A 22,727-nucleotide genomic window follows, 5' to 3' on the forward strand; every position below is an offset into this window, starting at 1 on the left:
ATAAATTGTGGATTTTTTCATCAAAAACAATTAGATTCAGTTCTGTTTGATTCAATATATAGTAGGACACTGCCTTTTTTATTCTTTATCATTTTTCGTAAAGGAAAATCTTTTAAGTCTCTGCTGTATAGAATAGAGCAAAAAAAGCAAGATAAATTAGGATTATATATAGGAGTAAATAATATCATAACCATTACATTTGCATGTAATGGTTTTTTTATTTTATTAAAAAATCACCTTTTTATAGGCTTCTAAATCTATTTTTGGAATACAGAATTTGATTGAAATCTACACTTCAGATAGCGATCTTTTAACTGATTTTAACAAAACCTACAACTTTTTCAACTGAACAAGCCAGTCTACTTTTGTTTCAGTTAGTATCACTTCAAAACGCTTGATTTGTTGCTGTCATTTTTTTAATAATCTAGTTTTTAGTAGGTAATACATTGATAGTCATAATTTAATTGTGTTTTTTTTACCAAATTCTCCTCTCGTAGCCTATTTTATTGAATTAATAAGAAAATAAAAACTAGACAAAAACTAGACACATAGCCTTTGTGACTAGAATACAACTCGATATAAGTGCTGTTTTGTCTTGAGAAGGAATTCGCTTACAGTATGTTCATGATTAATTTTTGATATTTGTATTAACTAATCATTAACTTATTATAAAATGAAATTCAATTTAAAAACTAATTGGAAACTCAAATCAAGATTGATGGCGATAATGCTGCTTTCTAGCTTTGGTGTACTCCAAGCACAAAAAATCCAAACGGTATCTGGAAAAGTTACTGGTGATGGAGGTCCTTTACCAGGTGTAAGTGTTATCATAAAAGATTCGAAAGGAAAAAGTGCGGTAACGGACTTTGATGGTAACTACCAAATTCAGGCTAAAGATACGGATGTCTTATCATTTAGTTATATCGGTTTTATGACTCAAAATGCAAAAGTAAACGGAAGAACTTCAATAAACGTTAACTTAAAAGAGTCCCTAAATGAATTAGACAATGTAGTCGTTGTTGGGTACGGTACACAAAGAAAAAAAGAAGTAACTGGGGCTGTTAGCCGTGTTAAAGAAGAAGACGTAGCAAAATCAGCAACTTCAGATTTGGGTTCTGCTTTACAAGGATTGATTGCAGGGGTAAATGTAACGTCAAGTTCTGGAGATCCTGGAGCAGAGGCGAACGTTCAAATTCGTGGATTATCATCTGTTTTGGGGAGTAATAGACCATTGTACGTTGTGGATGGTATACCTTATGATGCCAATCCAAACATTAGTATGAATGAGATTGAAACTATTGATGTTTTAAAAGATGCTGCTTCGGCTGCTATTTATGGAACTAGAGGTTCTGCTGGGGTAATATTAATTACTACTAAGCAACCAAAGGTTGGAATCATGAAAGTTAAACTGGATAGTTACTATGGTGTTCAAAGTAATTACAGACATATGCCTGTACCTACCGTAGAAGAAAAACTATACATGGAATTCATAAATAAAAATAATCAAAGTGGAACTGTATTTGGGAATTCTTGGACTACTATCGAGGCAAATCCTACGCAGTTAACTAATAATAGTAATTTTTATAATGTTATTGAAAATGATCTAGCGCCTATTCAAAGTCATAATCTTAGTATCTCAGGTGGTAAAGATGGATTGTCTTATACTATTAACGGTGGATATTTTGGACAACAAGGTTCGTTAATCAATTCAAACTACGAGCGTTATAATGTAAGAGCTAATACTCAGTTTAACAAGGGGAATTGGAAAATTACAACTGGATTATCTGCAAGAAATGAATACACACAATATTCGCCTTGGGGATTGATTTTGGATGCTGTAAAATATAATCCATATGGAAATCAAGTTACGGCAGATCAAACTCAAATTGACAATTCTAATGGAGATGCCAATGAGACGACACGTTTATCTTATATTGGAGCAAAGTTACAGACTAATGATAAAAGCTTCAGAGATTATTTTGACGGAAATATTAGTGCAGAATACAGCTTTAATAAAAATTTAAAATATACGGTTAGGGGAGCAGTTAGTTATGACAATTCTTCACGTTTTACAATAAACCCTTCTTTTATTGCTTATGATAATCAAGGAGTATTAATACCTACTCAACAATCTAAAATTAGAAATTTAAGTTCAAGAGCGACCAAACAAACGCTAGAGCATATTTTAAATTATAATAAGAAATTTGGAAATCATAATTTAGGTTTGACTGCTGTTTATTCTTCTGAGCAATATACGTATGGTGAATTCTACGCCGAAAAATTTGATATTGTTGATAATGATATTACGGTTTTAAATGGCGCCAACGGGCTAGCTAATGCTGGATCAGGTAACAACCAATGGACACAAAATAGAATGACTAAGTTTATTGGTACATTGGGTAGAGCGCAGTACAATTACAAAGGGAAATACCTATTGAGCGTGAGTGCACGTCGAGATGGATCATCAAAATTTAATCAACAGCACTTTCAATGGTTCCCATCGGCATCGATTGGTTGGAATGCTTCAGATGAAGAATGGTGGAAACCGATTAAAGGAATTGTTTCAAATTTCAAAGCGAGAGCGAGTAGAGGTAGTACAGGAAATTCTGGTGTAGCTGATTATTCTTATAGTGCAGGTATTGATTTGAATAATGATTATGTCTTGGGTACAGGGGCAGATCAAAATTACATTCAGGGAGGAATTCAAACTGCTTTTGCAAACAAAAATGTAAAGTGGGAAACTTCAGTTTCGACCAACTTAGGATTTGATTTTGGTTTTTTAAATAACAAACTAACCTTGACTTCTGATTTCTATGTAACGCAGAAGAAAGACATGTTGTTTCCTGTTTTATTACCTCCAACAGCTGGTGGTGGTTCTGGATCTGATGTGGTTTTGAATGTTGGTGACATGAAAAACACTGGTATTGAATTGGCGATGAATTACAGAACTGGAAAAAAATTCAAACATGACTTAGGAGTTAACTTTACTAAAAACAGCAATACCGTTACCAAAATGAGTGGTACCAACAAATTGTTGTATTTTGATGGAAGTACAATATCAGGTCAAGATAATGACCAAGATAAAGTATCGGCTTTGGCAGAAGGTTATGTTGCAGGTGCCTTTTTCTTGATGAAAACAGATGGTGTGGTTCAAAGCTCAGAGGAGTTAATTGAATATCAAAAACTTGATCCTACGGCTAAACTAGGAGATCTACGTTATGTAGATTCTGATGGTGATGGAAAAATCACTAACGACGACCGTAGATTTGCGGGTAGTGGTACTCCAGATTTTGAAATAGGTTTAAATTATTCAGCCAATTTTAAAAACTTCGATTTCTCAATGCAATGGTATGGTTCATTTGGAGCAGAGATCATCAATGGTGGAAAAGCATTAGGATATAAATCATCAAACAACAAAGATTTAATTTACCAATGGACAGCTCAAAACCCTACCTCTCAAGTTCCTGCAGATAGAGGTGCATTGCACAATAACTACAGAGGTTGGTCAGATTATTGGTTAGAAGATGGGACGTTTGTGAGACTTCGTAATGTTTCTTTGGGATACACTGTTCCTAATAATGTAGTAAACAAATTAAGTTTAACCAAATTACGCTTCTTTGTATCGGCTCAAAACCCGTTACGTATTACTAAGTATAAAGGATATGATCCTGAAGTAGGGAATAACGGTTTAAGTACTCGTGGTATTGATAAGGGAACCGTTCCTCAAAGTTCAAAAGTAACTGCTGGTTTGCAACTCGAATTTTAAATTAACCCAACTTAAAAAACTGAAAAATGAAAAAACATATATACAAAAAACTATTTGTAGCCGTAGCTTTAACGCTAAGCATAAGTGGTTGTCAGAAAGACTGGTTGGATGAAACCAACCCAAACATTATCTCTACCGATAATTTTTGGAAAAACACTAAAGATTTACAAACAGGATTAACAGCTGTTTACAAAGGATTTGCAAGTCCAAAAAATCATGCGCTTATTCAAGAATTAGCACGTACAGATTTGGCATGGGCTAATGGTTACCAAAGACCCGCTAATAGTAACCCGTACTATTTGCAAATTTTCACCAATGCAGAGCAACCAATCAATGATAAATGGGCGGCAAACTATACTACTATTTTTAGAGCCAATCAAGTTATTCTGGCAGCAGAGAGAATTATTCCAACGTTAACGGTTGCAACTGATATTGATTTTGCAAATAAGATTTTGGCGCAAGCACGATTCTTTAGAGGATTTCACTATTTCAATCTGTACCATTCATTTAATGGTGGAGTGCTTCCAATTTTTGATGACGTACCTGTAAGTGAAGCTGATTTTTACAGACCAATGCAAACTGCAGAAAATGTAAAGAAATTTTTTCTTGCTGATTTGGAATATGCAGTAAAAAATTTACCTGCTGCATGGACTGGAAAAGACAAAGGTAGAGCCTCTGCAGGAGCGGCAGAAGCGTTGATAGGACAAACCTATTTGTATGAGAATAATTTTACTGAAGCTGCTCCGTACTTTAAGCGCGTTATTGATAATTACGGTTACAAATTGATGCCAAACATTGGTAGTAACTTTACGACTATGGACGAGTTGAATGATGAGTCTATTCTTGAAATATCATATGCTACTGGTTATACAGACAACTACAACAATTATGACAGTAGAGATGTAGCGAGTTCAGCAGGTTTGCAATTACAATTTACAGGTGCTCCTGGAACCTATTTTGGTGCAGTTGTAGCCAACTGGTTGATCAAAGAATACAGAAATGATGTTATGGACACCAAAGATGAACGAAATTATGTAATTGATAAAACTACTGGAAACAAACGTTTAAGAAAATTTAGTTTAAGAACGTCTTGGTCTGTAGCAGTTGTTGATGATGTTGATATGCCTTATTATTTAAGAGCAGAAACGGGTCAAGCTGCAATCTTCAACGTGAATATGACTTGTTTTTGGAGAAAGCATACCAACTGGGATTTGACTAGAGGTGAAAATATATTGTCTCCTGGTAAAACTCGTTCAGGTATCAATGAAAGGCTGATTCGTTTGGGTGGAATTCAATTGCAATATGCTGAGTGTTTACTTGAAATGGGTGATGTTGACGGTGCATTAGTTCAAATTAATAAGATAAGAAAGCGTTCAGGATTGCAATTGTTAGGATTGATAAATTCAGGTGAGTTTCCTGCAAATGATCATGATAATGTGGTTTACACTAAAGAATCTTTGACTAAACATTTACGATACAAAGAATATCCATTAGAATTATCTGCTGAGGGTTATGGTTGTGAAAGAAATGTGGATTTAAGAAGATGGAACGTTAAACTAGATCGTTTCAAAGAATTGGCGGCAAGAAGATATTATTCTAAAGAGTTCGTTACCAAAGATGAGATGGGTGCAACTGTAACAAGATGGGGATCAATCGTTGTTGAAGTTCCTGCAGGAGATCCTTTGGCAAATTCTACTTGGAATGAGTTTCAAGAAGCGGCCAAAAATTACAATGCAGCGGCTCATGCTTATTTCCCATTACCAAATGGAGAGATAATAACCAATCCTAAATTGTATGAAATTGTTGGAAATTAATTCGAACATAATTACATCACTAATAACAACTTGATTAAAACATAAATAAGATGAAAAATAAATTATTAATAATCGGATTAGTATTGTCTGGTATCTTCGTAGGATGTCAGACTGAATACGAAGCGCCAAATTCGCTGAGTGATATTGGCTTTTATAATAGTGCAGGAACCGTAAAAACACTTAATGTTGCCTTAAATAAGTACATGAGCTTTACAGATTTGTCTCAAGGGGCAATTGATCATAAGTGGACTATTGAGCAGGGTGTTAATTTCCTCCAAGGTCCTATTAAGACTAAAGATACTATTTTTAAGGTAATCAAAAAAGGGGATACAATTACCAAAGATTTGACTGTGATTTTACAGTTTACAAAGCCTGGAATAAGCAAAGTACGTTTGTACAATGTATTTAAGGACTCAGTAACTTTTAGAGGAAACACGAATAACATTAATTATCTTAAAGGTTCAGTTAAAATTGCCCCAAATAGATGGGTAATTGATACCACTTTTATGGTAAAAGTATATGATACTCTTGCTCCAAAATTTGTGATTAAACAAAATGATGTAGCCTTAGATCTAAGTAGTAAAGATACTGTATATGTTGAAGCTGGAGACAAACTACATTTCTCTGATCTTACTACACAAGGCGAGCCTACAGCAAGAACTTGGTCAATACGTAAAGTTTTAGCTGCTGGAGTTGCTGCTTCACCATCAGATGTGGTTGGTTCAGCAGGAACAGCTGAGGCAGATATAATTTTTAAAAAGCTAGGTATCTTTAGAGCTTCATTAAGCGTTACACGTTCGGGCTTGAACATTCCAAGTGCTTTTAAAACGGTAATAATTAATCGTCCGATCAAAGTGGTGCCTTCAAGCAAACCATTTGTTTTATCAGGTACAATTAGAGAGCAACAAAATGAAACCATCCAAATTCCGTTTGCAGGTGAATTTGCTGCCTTTACTGATGTGAAATCGAAATTTACAGTAAAAGTAAACGGAATCACATTTTCGATCGCTTCTGTAACAATGAATGCATTGGACCAAACGATATTGGATTTGAAACTTACGGATAAAATTTACCGTCCAGATGTAATTACCATTTCGTATAACGGAACCGTTTTAAAATCTACAGATAACAGGGTATTGCAATCGTTTACAGATGTGCCAGTTGCTATGCACGATGTTAACTTACTAGGTACTGCAGCATTGGCTGGATTTGAAGACGGTGGTGGGGTTTGGAAAAAATATTTTTCAAGTGATGCACCTGGTTTGATAAATTCAGAAAAACCTTTTGCAGGTAATTTCAGCGCCAAACTTTCATTAGTAACAGGACAAAAGGAATCTTCGATTTCTACATTACCTGCTGGTGGTACAAATTTCCCTTCAATTGTTAATCAAACAGGAAAGGTATATGTAGTAACTTGGAAAATGTTTATTACTCCTGAATCGAATACCGTGGGTAAAGCAATGGGCTTATTTTATATTCCAGCTTATTCTCAAGTATTTGTGAATCTAGCAGATAAACCAAAAGGTGAATGGTTTACAGTGACAGGAGAGATCCCTGTAGGAACATTAACAGGTTTGTATTTACGTTTAATAGATGGTACTAAATTAACAAATGTGACTTTGTATATCGACGACTTGAAAATCGTAGAAAAAGAGGTTAGACCATAAACCAAGAAGATTATACAGAAAGCAAAAGAGCTCGATATCCAATAGAGGGCACTGAAAAAGTCTTTCTAATAAATTGACACATAAAAAGGAGTAGATATCTATGGATTTCTACTCCTTTTTTCTTATATTTAAATCTAATTATAAGTGTTTTTTAGATGTTAGTACAACAACAAACAATACAATTCAGCGATTATTCTTCGTTGTATGATTTAATAGTTCCAAAAGAAAATCTATTAAGAAAAATTAATGATTTGATTGATTTTTCATTCATTTACGATGAGTTGTTAAATAAGTACTGTCCCAATAATGGGCGAATGGCAGAAAGTCCCGTTCGTATGTTTAAGTATTTACTACTTAAAACAATCTATACTGTTTCCGATATTGATGTCGTGGAGCGTTCTCAATACGATATGTCCTTCAAATATTTTTTGGATATGAATCCAGAAGACGATGTTATCAATCCGAGTTCGTTAACAAAATTTAGAAAACTACGTCTAAAGGATACCGACCTATTAAATCTGTTGATAAACAAAACAGTCACCATTGCTATCGAAAAAGGTATTATTCGTTCGAAGTCTATCATCGTTGATGCCACACATACTTTATCAAGATCCAATCCATTTTTAGCCATCGATGTATTGAGAGAACGTTCCAAGCTACTGCGAAAAACAGTATACAGCTTTGAGCAGGAATTCAAAGAACATATGCCTGAAAAAAATACAGACAATGACTTAGAGAAGGAACTTGCTTATTGTAAAGAGTTGGAAAAACGCATTGAAAATGAGCCGTCAATAAGTTCGATTCCAGCTGTGAAAGAGAAATTAAATCTACTCAAAGAAACTGTAGAAGACACTCAAGAAAATTTTACCTTATCAAAAGATGCAGATGCTAAAACGGGTCATAAATCTGCTGATAGTTCTTTCTTTGGATATAAGACTCACTTAGCTATGACCGAGGAGCGCATCATTACAGCGGCTGTAGTCACATCAGGTGAAAAAGGGGATGGACCAGAATTACCTAGACTTTTAGCGATTAGTCAAAAAAACGGAATTGATGTTGATACTATTATTGGGGATGGAGCTTATACAGGAAAAGAAAATCTCAAACTCACAAGGGAGCAAAATATTAAAGTGGTAGCCAGACTAAATGTTACAATAGCACAAGGAGCTAGAAAAGACGAAGATAAATTTGACTATAATAAAGATGCCGATAGATTTGTTTGCACTGCTGGTCATATGGCCATACGAAAGGCTCGCCAAGGTAAAAAAAATGTTGGAACCAATCAAATACAAACCTACTATTTTGATGTGGAAAAATGTAAGACCTGCTCTTTAAAAGAGGGTTGTTATAAAGAAGGATCCAAGACAAAAACATATTCGGTGTCGATAAAATCGGACTTACACCAAGAACAAATCAGCTTTCAAGAAACTGACTATTACAAAGAAAAAGCAAAACATCGATATAAAATAGAAGCGAAAAATAGTGAGTTGAAAAATGTACATGGTTATGATAGAGCAATATCATATGGCATTACCAATATGCAAATGCAAGGTGCAATAGCTATTTTCGCAGTCAACTTAAAAAGAATACTCAAATTAATGTAGAAAAATGAAAGCTACTGCTGCATTACTCAAAATGACTCTAGCTAAACTCAAAATAGCCTTATTGAACCAACATTAAAAATCAAGATTAAAAAGGAAAACGCTTGCAACGGATTATATAACTCCTGTTACAAGCGTTTTTTTATTGTCTAAAAAACGATGATAATCAAAATATGCGATGTTTTTCAGTGCCCTCTATCCAATATCGAGCTCTTTTTTTTATACGCTGTAATCAAATATACACTAGATTTTTATAGCTGCACATTGTAATCTGAAGTAGTCATAATACAGGATTAAACCTGAAAAATACTGTTTTAAAAGGTTTAGGAAACAGTGTGGTTCCTGCTAACTTGATTACATCCTTTTACCTTACTTAAATGGGTACTACTGTAGTTTTTAAGCTTGTTTGTACCTTGGTAGAAGTAGAATATCTGGATTACATAAAGCACTTGTATACCTATTTCATGTAGACAGATGATCTTACTATTAATTCCCGAAATATTGAAAAATTAATTGATCCAATTCGTCTTTATTGATAGGTTTTGCTATACATTCATTACAGCCAGACTCAAGAATTTTTGCTTTGTCCCCAATTAACGCATAGGCTGTTTGGGCAATGATGGTAACGTCTTTGTTAAATACTCTAATGGCTTTTGTGGCCTCGTGACCGTTCATTTTTGGCATCTGAATGTCCATCAAAATGAGATCTATCTCAGGATTATTAGTTGCTTGTTCTACAGCTTCAAGACCATTTCGAGCCTTAAATATGACTAGACTGTATTGTTTTACTAATTTGGTTAATAAAAGTTCAGACATTTTATCATCTTCAACAATCAAAATAGTAATTTTATTTTTTAAAGTAGGAACGTTTTGCGAAGGAATTGGAACGTTTACAACTTGTGTAGGGCTATGTTTAATAGTAAAATAGAATGTGGTTCCTTTGTCAATTTCAGAAGTGAGCCAAATTTTACCTTCAAGCATTTTTATGTATGCTTTACTAATAGAGAGTCCAAGGCCAGCTCCTTGAACAGCCATTTTGTTTATAATATCGGCTTGCACAAAACGATCAAAAATGGCTTCTTGTCTGTTTTGTGGTATTCCTGTACCAGTATCTTTAACATAAAACTGAATCATGGCATCTTCAATAGTATAGCCAATTTCAATTGAGCCTACGCTGGTGTGTTTGATCGCATTGGTAACAATATTGCGCACTACAGCATAGAGCTTATTTTGATCTGTGATGATATAAGCATCATCATGAGGTAGCTGGTTTTTGTAGGTTACAACGATATCTTTGTTCTCCACTTCCGTACAAAGTTGCGAGTGGTAGTATTCAATAAGTTCGTTGATGTTTGTTTCTTCCAAAGTAAGCTCCATCGTTCCCGTTTCAATCTTAGAGATGTTGATAATATCATCGATGATATTCAACATTCTTAAACTACTTTTTTCGATAAAAGTGATGTACTTATTGTGTTTTTTTGTACTAATATTAGGGTCTTTCAATAAGTTAGAAAAACCAATTATACTATTCATTGGCGTTCGTATCTCATGGCTCATGTTAGCCAAAAAAGCTGATTTTAGTTGGTCTGATTCAATTGCTTTTTCTTTTGAGGCTTGCAATTCTATTTCCATCTTTTTTCGATCGCTAATGTCGATTTCAAGTCCGTCCCAACATTGAACAGAATCGATTATTCTTGGTTTCGAAATGTAGTACGACCAACGAAAGCTTCCGTCTGGATTAATCACTCTTGCTTCTGCAGAAAAGACGCCACTTGTTTTTGCGGCTTCTTTTTCTTTACGGGTAATTTCAGCAATGTCATCCGTATGTATTTTACCCATAATAAGGTTGGGGTCTGTTTTGGCTTGTTCAGGAGAACATCCATAAAGATCAGAAACTGTTTCGCTTAGGTACGTGAATTTTCGAGTATTATCATCTAGAATTGCTACTTGATAAATCATACCGTTGACCAAATTGTTTGAAATTAATTTGAGTTGGTCTTCACTCTTTTCTGCTACATCTTTTGCTTTTAGTAGTTCAGCTGTTCGCTTTGTAACCGTGTTCTTTAATAGCAATACAAATGCGACTGCAATTAGTAATATACACGAAATGATACCAATAATCCATTTGATATAGTTTGGTACAGAAGATGTGCGGTTTTCATTAAGCCACTTAAATAATGATTTATAATAGGCTGAATCAGAATCATTTTTAAGGGTAGATAGATTTTTATCGAAGATACTAACTAGATATTTTTTTTTATTTTTGTTTAAAGCAAAGTGCAGCGATGAAGGACTTAAAATTATACCCGTTGGTTTGATTTGGCTGCTGTAAAAAGGTGAAAATCGAAAGAAGCGGTCTGCAACGAGTACATCAATTTCGTTTGAGTTGATGGCTTCAGCTGTTTTTTTATAACTATCATACGAAAATAATTGATATCTAATTCCGAAATTTTTGGGAACAAAATCTCGCATTTGCTGCTCTTGGTTTGAACCTTTGAGAACACCCACGCGCAATCCTTGTAATTGATTTATATAGTGTAAATTCAGATTTTCACGTTCAAAAACTTCCAACCATGAGGTTAAAACGGGTAATTTGGTTAAGCTGAAAATCTTTGATCTTTCTTTGGTATATGCCATGTCGGGCAGTACATCAATTTCGCCTTTTAGTAAAGATTTATAAAGGTTATTCCAAGTATCATATTTGTAAATAAAATGAACCTTTTCTTTATCCTGAATATCATTAAGTACATCAACATAGACACCGTCAGGTTTCCCTTCTTTGTTTATAAAAATTTTTGGAGGGTTATCAAATACACCTATAACAACTTGAGTTGATGCATTGACCTGCGCAATAGCAGTGAACATAATTGCTATGCTAAAAAACGCTGATAGTAGTAGAAATCGAGTTGTTTTTTGATTAAGCATAAAAGTTTAAATACTTACTATTCATATTCTTAGTATAAAGTAACAGTTTTTTTTTTGTCAATCCATCCTTAATTTGATTATTATTTAATTATTAGTAAGTTGTACTGTTAATTTACTACTTAAAATCTAAGAAGTGCTGATAGTGTATGGCTAGTAATTTGAGTGAATTTCACTAGTAAAACTAGCTAATAAAGTAGGATGTATTTGTTTTTTATCCACAGCTAAGACCATAATTTTAATCATTAAGAAGAAGACAATTAGCTCTCAAGAGTCTAATAATTTTTGGATATACAATTTCGTCATGTTCATAAAGGCATGTGTAACACGCACTACACGTCTTGGACCATCCATCAATTCGGTAAATATGGTCGGTACAACTTGCCACGAAATTCCGAAACAATCTTCGCACAATCACATTTACTTTCTTTACCACCATCGGTAATAAGCGCATACTATTAGTGCTCGAATTCGTCTTGGTCTTTGCATTCGATAAAAAAGTTATAGGTATAAATTTACGCGTTTAATTATAGTTTAAATAGTATTTAGGCGAATGCCGGTTATCAGTGGTTTCTATATCAGGTCTTGTGTTTTATTCGAAAAGTAGAGCATTTCTTTCTATTAAAATATAAGAGAACTGTTGGATAGTACTATAGAAGTAGCATTTAATTTTTTAAATAGAATTTATATGTAAAACTTATATTCAAATATAAATATTTTTTGTAGATTTGAATTATAAATAACTAAAACCAGATTCTATGAAAAATTTCAAGAAGCTTTTTGCCTTTTTTTTGGCAGTTGGCTCTGTTACTCTTGCTGTAGCCCAGCCAAATACAACTCTCTCTTTGGAGAAAACAAATGAGCAGATTACCGATTTGAACGGAATGAGATGGAGGTTCAAGATGATGCTGCCTGGGGAAGGAGTAAAGAAGGGGCTATATAAATTACCAGCTGAGGATATTGAAACTCTCGTATGGAATAATGCCAGAGTGCCAGGAGATGTGTATACCGATTTATGGAAGGCAGGAATCATTGATGATCCCCACTTTGGTCGAAATAGTGTCAAAGCGCAATGGGTACAGCAGTATGAATGGTGGTATGCTTTACAATTTAGTGTAACCGAAGGGATAGAAAACCAATTGGTTGATATAGTTTTTGAAAGTGTAGATTATGGTTGCGAAGTTTGGTTAAACGGGCATTACTTAGGAAAACATGAAGGTGTTTTTTCTCGTTTTTCTTTCAATGTAAACGACTATTTGCGTATTCACAAATGGGATTTTCTAAAAGGTCGTAACATGCTTGTGGTAAAACTTGATACGCCACCGCAGGTAAATGCATTTGTAGCAGGTAAAAAAACGCCTTGGTTTGGTGACTACTGGCGAGATATTACACCTATCGGAATCGTTGGACCGGTCAATATGGTGCGTACGGGTAAGGTGCGTTTTACAGATGTATATGCACATACAAAATTGAATAAAAATGGTTCGGCCGACGTAAATATGGAACTTACAGTGGAGAATAAAACCAGCCAAACCAAAGAAATGACCTTTGAAGGATCTCTGAAAGGGAAAAACTTCAAGATGGACGAAATGCGTTTCGACTTTAAAAAAATGGTTGCTCCTGGTGTTCATAAATTGAGTCAGAACGTTCATATCAAAGACCCAAAATTATGGTGGCCTTGGGATCTAGGAGATCAAAATTTGTATCAATCCAAGATTTCGATCAAAGACGGCAGCATTAATCAAGATGTAAAAGAAACCACTTTTGGTATACGTGAAGTAACCTCAAAATGGAATCCAGGTTTCAAAAAGGATGTTGATGTGACTTTTCCACGTTCGACCTATATTAATGGAAAATTCCACTTTATCCGTTCTGCATGTTGGGGTGGACCACCAAATATTTTTGTAGGACGCACAATAAAGGAAGATTATAAAGAATTGATTCGTTTGGCCAAAGAAATGAATATGAACAACATTCGTATTTTTGGATGGCACCCTCCCGAAGTACCAGAATTCTACCAATATTGCGACGAGATGGGAATGACGGTTTGGCAAGATATAATTCCGTTGGGAACAGGAAACATTCCGTCTGATGAGAAAAATTTAGTAGAAATTTTTAACGAAGGAGTTAAGGTAGTAGTAGATAGAAGAAACCATCCATCGTTGATTATGATGGAAGGTGGAGAAGAAATGATGTTTAGAACTCGTGACCCCAAATTTGGACGTGAATTTTTGGAGCGTCTTGGTGACTCGTTACAAGCAAATGTAGATCTGCCTTTTGTACCAGATTCTCCAATGACCGATCCAGTTGGGCAAGCAGCTGGCTTTAAACCGAAAGAAGCAATTCATGCCTTGAGGTATTTTTATGATATGGGCGAATGGTTGCACGAAGATTGGTTGCAGACAAAAGCCAATGGTTTCCCAATCGTTCCAGAATTTGCCATTACTTCGGTACCATCTGTAGAGAGTTTGAAGAAATTTATTCCTGAGAACGAAATGTGGCCTCCAGGATTGAGTTGGGGGCATCACTGGGCCGATTTGACACGCCTGCGCATGCAAAACTGGGATGTTTTTGGTAGTGAAATGAAAGGCTCTCTTGAAGAATTTGTTAACGCAACCCAAGATGCACAAGGAATTATTTTCCAGAACGGAATCGAACATTTCCGTCGTGATAAGCCTAGCTTGAGCGGAATTGCATTGTGCCACTACATTACCTATGGACCAGACATGAAATGGGCTATCGTAGACAATTATCGAAAACCCAAAAACTCATATTACTTTGTTCAAAAAGCATATCAGCCACTGTTGGTTAATTTTGAATTTACCAAACGTCGTTGGTCAAACAACGAAGCTTTTAAAGGAAATATTTGGATTATCAATGATTTTTATAAATCATATAAAGATTGTAAAGTGAAATTTGAAGTAAAAGATGATTCGGGGAATATCGTACTAAACAAAAATTTTGCTGTGAATGCAATTGATGAAAATAGTGCTAAATCATTTTTTGCAATTGATGAAAAAGTGTTGAAAACTGTAAAATCTAAGTTTTATGTAAATTTAGAACTTACGGATAAAGGCGGAAACGTCATTTCAAAGAATGATTATTTCTTTTTGATTGGAGATCAGGCAGCCGCTTCAAAACGTTTTAAAGAATGGAAACAGGAGCGTTTGGATTTAGAAAATAAAAATGGAGGTTATGGTTCTTATTACCATTATTTCAAAGAATTGGACAGCGACAACACTATCCGTTATGAAAGTGGGACGCAAACTCCAAAGGCAAAAGGATTCTAAACATCTTTTCTAACAAATTAGAAAGAGGTTTCGCTGCAAAGTGAAACCTCTTTTTTGGTTTACGATAGTTAAGGTTGGACTATAATTTCTTATTTTTAGAGCAAAATAGACAGTATGCCTAGAATTTGCAGTTTTATAGTGGTGATGATTTCGCTATCCTTTTTTTTCTCTTGTCAAGCGACCTTGCCGCTCACGGTTAAGAGCCTCAATCCATTGCCACAGGAGACAGATACAACTTTTGTAAAGTTAAGAGACTATAGTTCCGACTTTGTGTACAATATGAAATATGCCACCGATGATAACTTTTTGAAAGCGCAAGTGTACGATTGTGCCGAATGCTATCTGCGATTAAAAACAGTAAAAGCGTTGGTTTTAGTCAACAAAGAATTCATGAAGAAAGGGTATCGCATTGAGTTATTTGACTGCTATCGACCACTAGATATTCAAAAAAAAATGTGGGCCATTGTGCCTAATCCCAATTATGTCGCTAATCCAGCCAAGGGTTCGATACACAATAGAGGTGGAGCAGTAGACATAACATTGGTAGATGCCAACGGGAAAGAGTTGGAGATGGGAACAAAATTCGACTTTTTTGGCCCCGAAGCCAGTCATAAATACCTGAAAGTATCTGATGAAGTCAAGAAAAATAGAGCCTTACTTAAATCGATAATGACCCGTAAATACTTCAATTCCTTTGATTCTGAATGGTGGCATTATAATTTAAAAGCTGCTTTGACCGACAAAGTTTCTAACGAAAAATGGGATTGCGATGGAGAGTAGTTTTCAAGTGCATCAACTATAATAAAGATGATTTGGGTGTGCCTTGCTGAATTCTGAAGTTTCAGGACGTTATACTCTTTTTTCACGTAGAATAAGCCCCAGAAAAGGAAATTCACTTCTATCCTCCACGTAACTTCTAAAATTATTGAAGCTTTATTAATTCACCACTATCTCAGCCCAAATAGGAATATGGTCCGAAATCGAATGCGCCTCCTGCAATGAAGAAAATTTTTGGTAGAACAAAAGGACACCAGCATTTTTCACCACAACTTTGTTCGAATTGTAAAAGATATTATCAAACTCAGATGCTAAGCATTCCTCCAGCACACAATCTCTCTTCAAAGAAGTCTTTTGATTCGTGAAAACAGGTAAATAACCCATTTTTCGCAACGGATTGAAAACCGTATGCGACTGCGGGCAATTAAAGTCTCCGGTAAAAATTAAATTCAGTGTCGGATATTGTGCTGGTAAAAACTTGAAATATTTGATTTCCGTTTCCGGTTGTTTGCTTTTGGTAATTGCGTGAAAATTAACCAAAGTAAAGCTTTTATGATCCGCTTCAAAAGTGCAATAAAACGGCTCACGATCAATCTCCAAATTGTATTTTTTTTCGAGCCAAGCAGTACCAATTTTTTTAATTTTGGCCGTTTTCCACAAAAAAGCATAGCGTTCCGTTTTGTAGGCGCTACTCGTTGTAGGCTCGCTCACAACATAATCCCAGCGGCTTCCCTTACGGTTGAGTACATCTGCAAGCCTTGCAACTGCCTGTGACCCGCCATAGCCCGCAACGACTTCCTGAAGCGCCACCACATCAAAATCTCGAAGGGTATTGGCCATAAATTCGATTTCGCTATCTGACTTGGACTTGCCTAAATTTTCGATGTTCCAAGACACTATTTTGGTTTGGGCGCAAACCCTACCAAACTGTACCCACACAAAAATAAAGAGGAATAGAAAATGTAGTTTAAAAGAAAAGAATCGATTTTTTGTAATATACATTTGTAGTGCTGCTTATTGTTTTTTCGAAGATAAGGCAATAGACCCTAATAAACCAAGTGCAATGATAACATCGACTATATTCCAAATCGTTCTCCCCAGTGCAAGTTTGAAAAACGGTTGAAAAAGTAACGCCAAAGCAATATAAATAATTACTTCATTCTTCTTTTCCTCACCCGATGCCAATATTGCCAAATACCCAAATCCTGCCATACCCAAAAACCGAACAAGTTGAAAATAACCGTAAGGCAAGGGTAGGAGGCAGGCTAGTAGGAGGATGGCGAGGGTGAGTTTTAGAGTGGATTTATTCATAAGTTAATGATAAAATGGAGTGTTGACAATAGGTGCAAACCATTGTAGAAAATGTTCAAAGAATGGAAGTATAGCAAAAGTAAAAAGCACAAATACTAATCCTTTAATTACGAAATAAGTAATATTATTATTATCCATTTCAATATGATTTTTTCTGTCACCTAAAAATAATTTGGTCACTGTATTGATTATATAGTAGACAAAGAAAGTAGCTAAAAAGGTAAAACCAATATTAATGGATATCTTTTGCATCACTTCAAAGAAAGTATTACTAATTGTTCTGGAATAAATAATAATTTCAATTGTATTTTCAATTTCCTGTAGTGCGATTTTTAAGAATAATGTAAAGGAAATAAAGAATGATGAAAACCATATAGTAAACGAAGTCGAAATTTTCTCTTCTACTTTTATATTAATCTTTTTTGATTGAAATTTTATTGCTAATAGCATTAACGGAAATGATACTATAGCAACTAATACGGTAAAAAAAATACTTTGTTGATCCATTTTATTTTGATTTTAAGGAGATTCTCCAATTATTTAAATTAGACATTTGGTTTGATATTATACCTGGCTTACAATTTGGCGCTGTTGTTTCCCATAATATATAATTTTGACTTCTGTAAACATATGATAGTCCATTGATTGGAAGATTTATTCCTAATATTGAATGACTGTAAAATTCACTACTCAGTATTGCAACATCGTAATCATAATGCGAGAATATGGTGTAAAGTAATATAGTTCTTGAATCGCAATCCCCCTTCAAATTCGCTAAGAATTCAACGGGAGTATTAATACCAAATTTTTGATAGCCGTCACAAATAGCATCCGGTTGCAGTAGATAATTGTGAGTAAATCTGTCATCGTATAAATTTGGATTACAATCGTTGTCTAAAATAATAGCATATGGGATATCTTGAACAAATGATACTATCATTTCTGCAAATTTTATTCTTGACAGTTGATTTTTTGAGTTAATACTATCAAATAAATGATAAAGTCCTTGTAGTTTATATTTGTCATTTTCTTTAATATTATAGATGATTTGATCGTAAGTACTTACGGAGTTTAGACGTAAATGTAAATCGTTTTTAAATTTTTTTGATTCATATATGTCCTTTTCTACAAGAGTGTAATATCCTTCATACTGATTATTCTCATAGTCCTTCCATATTCTATATCTTTTAATTAATTTTTCACTTAAATTTCTATTGTTTTCTATAACTTCAGTTTCATTAAATGCTAATGTGTCAGAATTTTGTTCATTCTGGCTATCAACTATTATTGGTTTGGGATTAAAATTTCTTGAACTATGGACCAATGAGCGTCCTAAGGAACCAATAAAAAGTAATAGCAATAGAATACCGATTACTCTGAAAAACCATTTCAAATAAGGAGCTAAAATATTAATTAAAAATATAGCTATACCAATTGGAAATATATACAGCATGCTTGGTAAAATTGCTATAATAAATAAAAACCCTAGTATTACGGCAATAAACCCTGGTATAACTGACCAACAACCAGATGTGTTACTAGATATTTTTGGTTTAGATTGATAGATCCATTCACCCCAAATCGTGGAAGGAGGTTGCTTACTGTAAAATTCAAATTTGATATAATTATCTTTCCTGATAAATTTTCCGGTTTTTATACCACTTGATTCAAATGTTTGGATATTATCATTCTGAATTGTTGTTGTATAATTTGATTCAACTATTGGTCCATTTATATGTATTACTTCTTCCCGCTCATAATCTAAGATATAACCTGTAATTCCAGATGTAAAAGAACCAAACACTTCTTCTCCTTCTGTTTGATGTAACTTTCGGATGGTTTTGAAATCATAAACTATGGGTTCTATAATATTTATTCCGAAACTAGTATTTTGTGTTATAAGCTGAACTAATAGTGTTGTGGGTAGTTTTTCAACTGGGAAAATATTGTTGCTTGGGACCGAAAATATTTTGTTTTTTTGAAAATCCTGAGGAAAAGTACAATTAACGGAAGCTTCATATATTTCAAAATCAAATTCATTATAAAACTCTCCTTCATTTATTTGATTCCCTCTGTACTTTCCAGTAAGAATGCCTCGTACATAGGTTTTTCTCTGAGTTTTTATCTCAGAGATTACTCTAATATACTCCTTACCATCCGCTCCAGTAAAAGAATCTTCAGATATGATGTTAATAATTTTATCCATAAGATGTTTTGTTTTACTTTAATGAATCGTTATCCGAATAAAGTAATTGTAATAAATCTGCCTCATTATTTTTGATGGATTTAGGATTTCCTTTTTTTGTTCTAAAAGGGGAATCAATCCAATACTCATATTTCAAAATCAACTCATTTTTAAACTCTTCCTGAATTTCTTCATGTAATTTATTAAATAGATCTGGATTATATTTTTGCAATCTTTTTAGAACAGGGTTAATACGATCTAAGGAACTTTTGTTAAGGTCAGCATTTTTTTTTGTTAGTATTTGAGACTGATTTTTTTTTGATACTTCGTACTCGTCTAATATTATACGGTATTCAATAATCATTTTTTTGAAATAATAATCAGAGGTTCTTAAATCTTCGATACTAATTTTTTTTATTTTATTTTCTAACCAATGAAAATTATTTGCACTCACAATTTCTGTGCGTAAGCGTTGCATATCAGGATTGTTTTTATAATCCTTATCAAAAAAGCTCTCAGATATATTCCTAACCCTAAATTTAAAATATATTGGTAAAATAAAAACTAAGCAGACTGCTAGTGTACTTAACCAAGACAAAAGGTTTTCATCTAAAAGTAATTGGATCGTTTTGATATAAAAATTACTTTTGTTAAGTAAATTGTTTAAAGCAATAGAATTTTCAGTTTTGGAATTTATGGTGTTGATTAAATTTTTTTTATATATATTAAAGGAGCTTGAAATTTTTAGGTTTGTAATTATTATTGCTTCTATATCTATTATGAATTGATTGTCACTTACTACCTCATCATTGTATAATTGATTCAGTTGATCAATTATTTCTTCTCGCTTTGCTTTATTTTTTTTATCTAAAAAAATAGACTCTTCCATTTTTTTTAAACTATCAAGTAGAGTACTTGATTCCTTTAGAAATTTCTTGTCATTGGAGACTTTAGTGTTGAGAAAAGAAATCTGATGTGATACATTTATCGAGTCTACTTCATTTAATTGATATTTTATTTTTTCATTAAATTCCTTGTAAAATATAATTTCATTTTCAATAGATGTTTTATTCGCAGTAGTAAACATTTTAATCTTTTCAATTATTTTATGTTTTTCAATACTACTTTGAACAGTTTTTGATAGTAAAACGACATTCAGTGGTTGAGCAATTATTATTGCTAAAAGACTCATTAGAGCTAACCTAAATAGCATTGAACTAGTGATAAAACGATGTTTTTCATTCTTTACTCCTGAATTCATAGTTCTACCATTTTTACTTTTAAAAGCAACGGGTAACAATTTTGGAGAAATGGTGTAAAGTAAAAGCAGATAAATATTAGTAATTATTGAGCCCCAAATTATACCCATAGGAATACTAACCCATTTTGTTCCTTGAAATAAGGAATAGGTGAAAAATGTGGCACTTAAGAAACAACAGAAGAAAATAAATAGGACAAAAAAACCAATTAAGGCAAAACGTAGTTGAATTGCATTACTACATTTTCGAATTATAAAATCATCTTCTCCCGAGCAAGTACATAAGAAAAGCCTTAACTGATTAACTGCTTTGTTCATGTGGATTTATTGAATTAATATAATCATCTAAATTATCATCTATTTTTTTCTGTTCCCTTTCCTTATATTTATTGATTGCATAAAGCGTCAACTCTCTTTGAATTTCTGTCACTTTTATTTTCTCAAAAATTATTTTTTCAGCTTCATGGTTAATAGTTAAATGACGTTCAACTCCTTGCTTATCTTTATAATAATCATATTTGACTTCTATTCCATACTCTGCTTTAATTAATTCGTCACGATTTTCAGCTAGATAATCATAGGTAGTTTTAGTTAACATTAATTTGAAGAAGATAGGAGTAAGTTCTATTGCCATGAATAATAATGTAATGAATAATGAAATCCAAAAACCTGCAACCTCATGCGCAATTTTAATACGTTCAAGAAGACCATCTAAACCATTAGCTATTTTTGTATTATCCGCTCTAGCTCTTTCTTTTTCATTTCTTAATTCGTCCTTCCTCTTATTTAGCTCTGCTAAATCCTTACCATTTTGATTATCAAAAGTTGCCAGTTGATTAGTTAAATCATCTAATTGAGACTTTAAAGCTTTTGACAATGGTCCGTTCCCGCCTACGATACCTACGGCTTTACCCATTAAATTATCAGTATAGGCTTGTTCAGCGATTTTAATTCTTTGATTCAAAGAATTTCTTTGTTCTGAAATTTTTCCAAAATCTGCGATTAGTAATTTTTCTCTATCTGCATATGTCTTGTCTACCTTAGATTGATATTCAGCTTGTTGTTCTAGTTGTTTCTCTCGAAGCTTTATATCAATTTCAGTTTTAAACATTCTGATTTCAACGGGTTTAGATATTGTCATAGCGATAATCATCCCCATTATAATTCTGGGTAGGGCACTTTTTAATTCGCCTATAGTTATAGCTTCAGTACCATCTCCCTTCCCTGTGCTTGTCACAATAAAACGATCAATATTGTAAATCATTAACCCCCAGATAATACCAAAAAGGATTGATATAAATACAGTTTGTAAATCTATCGGATTTTCTATAGCAGAACCTCTAGGTTCAAAAATTGTATAGAATGCATATCCACCTGCGATGCCTGCTAAAGCTCCTGTAGCAAATACAATTCCCCCCAAACACATGTATTTTATTTGATCAGAATAGGTTGCTCTTTCTAATAAATATCGGTCACCACCAGCGCATTTCCATAATAAGCGCATAATTTGTCCAGACTCCGGTAATTCATAATAATCTCTTTTCATATAAAATCGTTTTGGTTAAAAGAATTGCTTTTAAATATTATTGGATGGTTTCTAACTTTAATTTTTGGTAATAATATGCTTTGTTTTTTTTGCTTAATATTTAGTGATGGAATATTGATGTTTTCAATTTGCTGGAACTCCAATTGCGTAGCAAGGTTTTTGAATTTTGTTTTAAAATTCTGTGATTTGAAGTTTAATTGAGGTTCAATTTTAATTTGGTATTCTTTTTTCTGAAAGAATCCATAAACTATTAAATTAAATTCATGTTCAATATTTGTTAGATCAAATATTTTTATCTGCTTCTCTAATGTCTTATTATGATTAAAACCGTAATAAATAGCATTTTTAAATCTGTAGTTAATAATTAAATAGCCATTCTGAAATATTGGGTTTCTATCATACTCTAATTGAAGTAATTCAATTTTTTTATGCTTTCTAAACAATATTTTAAAAAATCGTCCAGCCACTACTTTTATAAAGTGTAATTTCTGAAAAAGTGTTGTTATCAAATTTGATTTCAAAATGTACAATTTTAATTAACGGATATGTTTATTCCTTATGATAAAAGTAAGTTTATTTGTGATAATTAA

General features: G+C 33.4%; 14 protein-coding genes. 6 read left to right on the plus strand and 8 right to left on the minus strand.

Annotated elements, in window-relative coordinates; all coding sequences use genetic code 11:
• Nucleotides 1–673: 673 nt before the first annotated feature.
• The 4 genes from FFWV33_RS12225 (at nucleotide 674) to FFWV33_RS12240 (ending at nucleotide 8,851) form a co-directional block, all read left to right on the plus strand.
• On the plus strand, nucleotides 674–3,766 hold the full coding sequence (locus FFWV33_RS12225; protein WP_108741160.1) for a SusC/RagA family TonB-linked outer membrane protein: 3,093 nt from the start codon (nucleotides 674–676) through the stop codon (nucleotides 3,764–3,766).
• Between the two features lie 26 nt (nucleotides 3,767–3,792).
• Nucleotides 3,793–5,580, plus strand: coding sequence for a RagB/SusD family nutrient uptake outer membrane protein (locus FFWV33_RS12230; RefSeq protein WP_108741161.1), 1,788 nt, complete (start codon nucleotides 3,793–3,795; stop codon nucleotides 5,578–5,580).
• Nucleotides 5,581–5,630: 50 nt separating this feature from the next.
• The gene (locus FFWV33_RS12235) at nucleotides 5,631–7,247 is read left to right on the plus strand and encodes a hypothetical protein (RefSeq protein WP_108741162.1); all 1,617 of its coding nucleotides are present in this window, start codon (nucleotides 5,631–5,633) and stop codon (nucleotides 7,245–7,247) included.
• Nucleotides 7,248–7,402: 155 nt separating this feature from the next.
• Nucleotides 7,403–8,851 carry an IS1182 family transposase gene (locus FFWV33_RS12240; protein ID WP_108741163.1) on the plus strand — a complete coding sequence of 483 codons (1,449 nt, stop codon included), beginning with the start codon at nucleotides 7,403–7,405 and terminating at the stop codon, nucleotides 8,849–8,851.
• Between the two features lie 483 nt (nucleotides 8,852–9,334).
• Here the strand turns inward: FFWV33_RS12240 and FFWV33_RS12245 are convergent, their stop codons facing one another.
• Nucleotides 9,335–11,713, minus strand: a complete 2,379-nt coding sequence (locus FFWV33_RS12245; RefSeq protein WP_211316257.1) for an ATP-binding protein — start codon at nucleotides 11,711–11,713, stop codon at nucleotides 9,335–9,337.
• 815 nt (nucleotides 11,714–12,528) lie between these two features.
• Between FFWV33_RS12245 and FFWV33_RS12250 the strand changes: the two genes are divergently transcribed.
• Nucleotides 12,529–15,060, plus strand: coding sequence for a glycoside hydrolase family 2 protein (locus FFWV33_RS12250; protein ID WP_108741165.1), 2,532 nt, complete (start codon nucleotides 12,529–12,531; stop codon nucleotides 15,058–15,060).
• A 114-nt stretch (nucleotides 15,061–15,174) separates the two neighbouring features.
• Nucleotides 15,175–15,840 (plus strand): M15 family metallopeptidase, encoded by a 666-nt coding sequence (locus tag FFWV33_RS12255; RefSeq protein WP_170111549.1) that lies wholly within the window; start codon nucleotides 15,175–15,177, stop codon nucleotides 15,838–15,840.
• 156 nt (nucleotides 15,841–15,996) lie between these two features.
• Here the strand turns inward: FFWV33_RS12255 and FFWV33_RS12260 are convergent, their stop codons facing one another.
• From FFWV33_RS12260 to FFWV33_RS12290, 7 genes are all read right to left on the minus strand, one after another.
• Nucleotides 15,997–16,734 (minus strand): endonuclease/exonuclease/phosphatase family protein, encoded by a 738-nt coding sequence (locus FFWV33_RS12260; RefSeq protein WP_342748648.1) that lies wholly within the window; start codon nucleotides 16,732–16,734, stop codon nucleotides 15,997–15,999.
• 117 nt (nucleotides 16,735–16,851) lie between these two features.
• Complete coding sequence (locus FFWV33_RS12265; protein WP_108741168.1) at nucleotides 16,852–17,148, minus strand: DUF6804 family protein; 297 nt, start codon at nucleotides 17,146–17,148, stop codon at nucleotides 16,852–16,854.
• Between the two features lie 3 nt (nucleotides 17,149–17,151).
• Nucleotides 17,152–17,655: a hypothetical protein gene (locus FFWV33_RS12270; RefSeq protein ID WP_108741169.1), complete on the minus strand. Its 504-nt coding sequence runs from the start codon at nucleotides 17,653–17,655 to the stop codon at nucleotides 17,152–17,154.
• Nucleotide 17,656: 1 nt separating this feature from the next.
• Entirely contained in the window at nucleotides 17,657–19,354 is a 1,698-nt protein-coding gene (locus FFWV33_RS12275) for a hypothetical protein (RefSeq protein ID WP_108741170.1), read from the minus strand.
• Between the two features lie 13 nt (nucleotides 19,355–19,367).
• Nucleotides 19,368–20,909, minus strand: coding sequence for a DUF4407 domain-containing protein (locus FFWV33_RS12280; RefSeq protein WP_108741171.1), 1,542 nt, complete (start codon nucleotides 20,907–20,909; stop codon nucleotides 19,368–19,370).
• Entirely contained in the window at nucleotides 20,893–22,137 is a 1,245-nt protein-coding gene (locus FFWV33_RS12285) for a DUF4407 domain-containing protein (protein ID WP_108741172.1), read from the minus strand. The genes FFWV33_RS12280 and FFWV33_RS12285 overlap by 17 nt, the downstream gene beginning before the upstream one ends.
• Nucleotides 22,134–22,658 (minus strand): hypothetical protein, encoded by a 525-nt coding sequence (locus FFWV33_RS12290; RefSeq protein WP_159086017.1) that lies wholly within the window; start codon nucleotides 22,656–22,658, stop codon nucleotides 22,134–22,136. Before FFWV33_RS12290 ends, FFWV33_RS12285 begins: the two co-directional genes overlap by 4 nt.
• Between the last annotated feature and the right edge of the window lie 69 nt (nucleotides 22,659–22,727).

The sequence above is a fragment of the Flavobacterium faecale genome (assembly GCF_003076455.1).
Lineage (GTDB): Bacteria > Bacteroidota > Bacteroidia > Flavobacteriales > Flavobacteriaceae > Flavobacterium > Flavobacterium faecale.

Coding starts and splice junctions, on each gene's coding strand:
- FFWV33_RS12270 (WP_108741169.1), bottom strand. CDS start 17,655: ATGGATCAACAAAGTATTTTTTTTACCGTATTAGTTGCTATAGTATCA.
- FFWV33_RS12235 (WP_108741162.1), top strand. CDS start 5,631: ATGAAAAATAAATTATTAATAATCGGATTAGTATTGTCTGGTATCTTC.
- FFWV33_RS12280 (WP_108741171.1), bottom strand. CDS start 20,909: ATGAACAAAGCAGTTAATCAGTTAAGGCTTTTCTTATGTACTTGCTCG.
- FFWV33_RS12250 (WP_108741165.1), top strand. CDS start 12,529: ATGAAAAATTTCAAGAAGCTTTTTGCCTTTTTTTTGGCAGTTGGCTCT.
- FFWV33_RS12265 (WP_108741168.1), bottom strand. CDS start 17,148: ATGAATAAATCCACTCTAAAACTCACCCTCGCCATCCTCCTACTAGCC.
- FFWV33_RS12225 (WP_108741160.1), top strand. CDS start 674: ATGAAATTCAATTTAAAAACTAATTGGAAACTCAAATCAAGATTGATG.
- FFWV33_RS12285 (WP_108741172.1), bottom strand. CDS start 22,137: ATGAAAAGAGATTATTATGAATTACCGGAGTCTGGACAAATTATGCGC.
- FFWV33_RS12255 (WP_170111549.1), top strand. CDS start 15,175: ATGCCTAGAATTTGCAGTTTTATAGTGGTGATGATTTCGCTATCCTTT.
- FFWV33_RS12230 (WP_108741161.1), top strand. CDS start 3,793: ATGAAAAAACATATATACAAAAAACTATTTGTAGCCGTAGCTTTAACG.
- FFWV33_RS12240 (WP_108741163.1), top strand. CDS start 7,403: ATGTTAGTACAACAACAAACAATACAATTCAGCGATTATTCTTCGTTG.
- FFWV33_RS12245 (WP_211316257.1), bottom strand. CDS start 11,713: ATGTTCACTGCTATTGCGCAGGTCAATGCATCAACTCAAGTTGTTATA.
- FFWV33_RS12275 (WP_108741170.1), bottom strand. CDS start 19,354: ATGGATAAAATTATTAACATCATATCTGAAGATTCTTTTACTGGAGCG.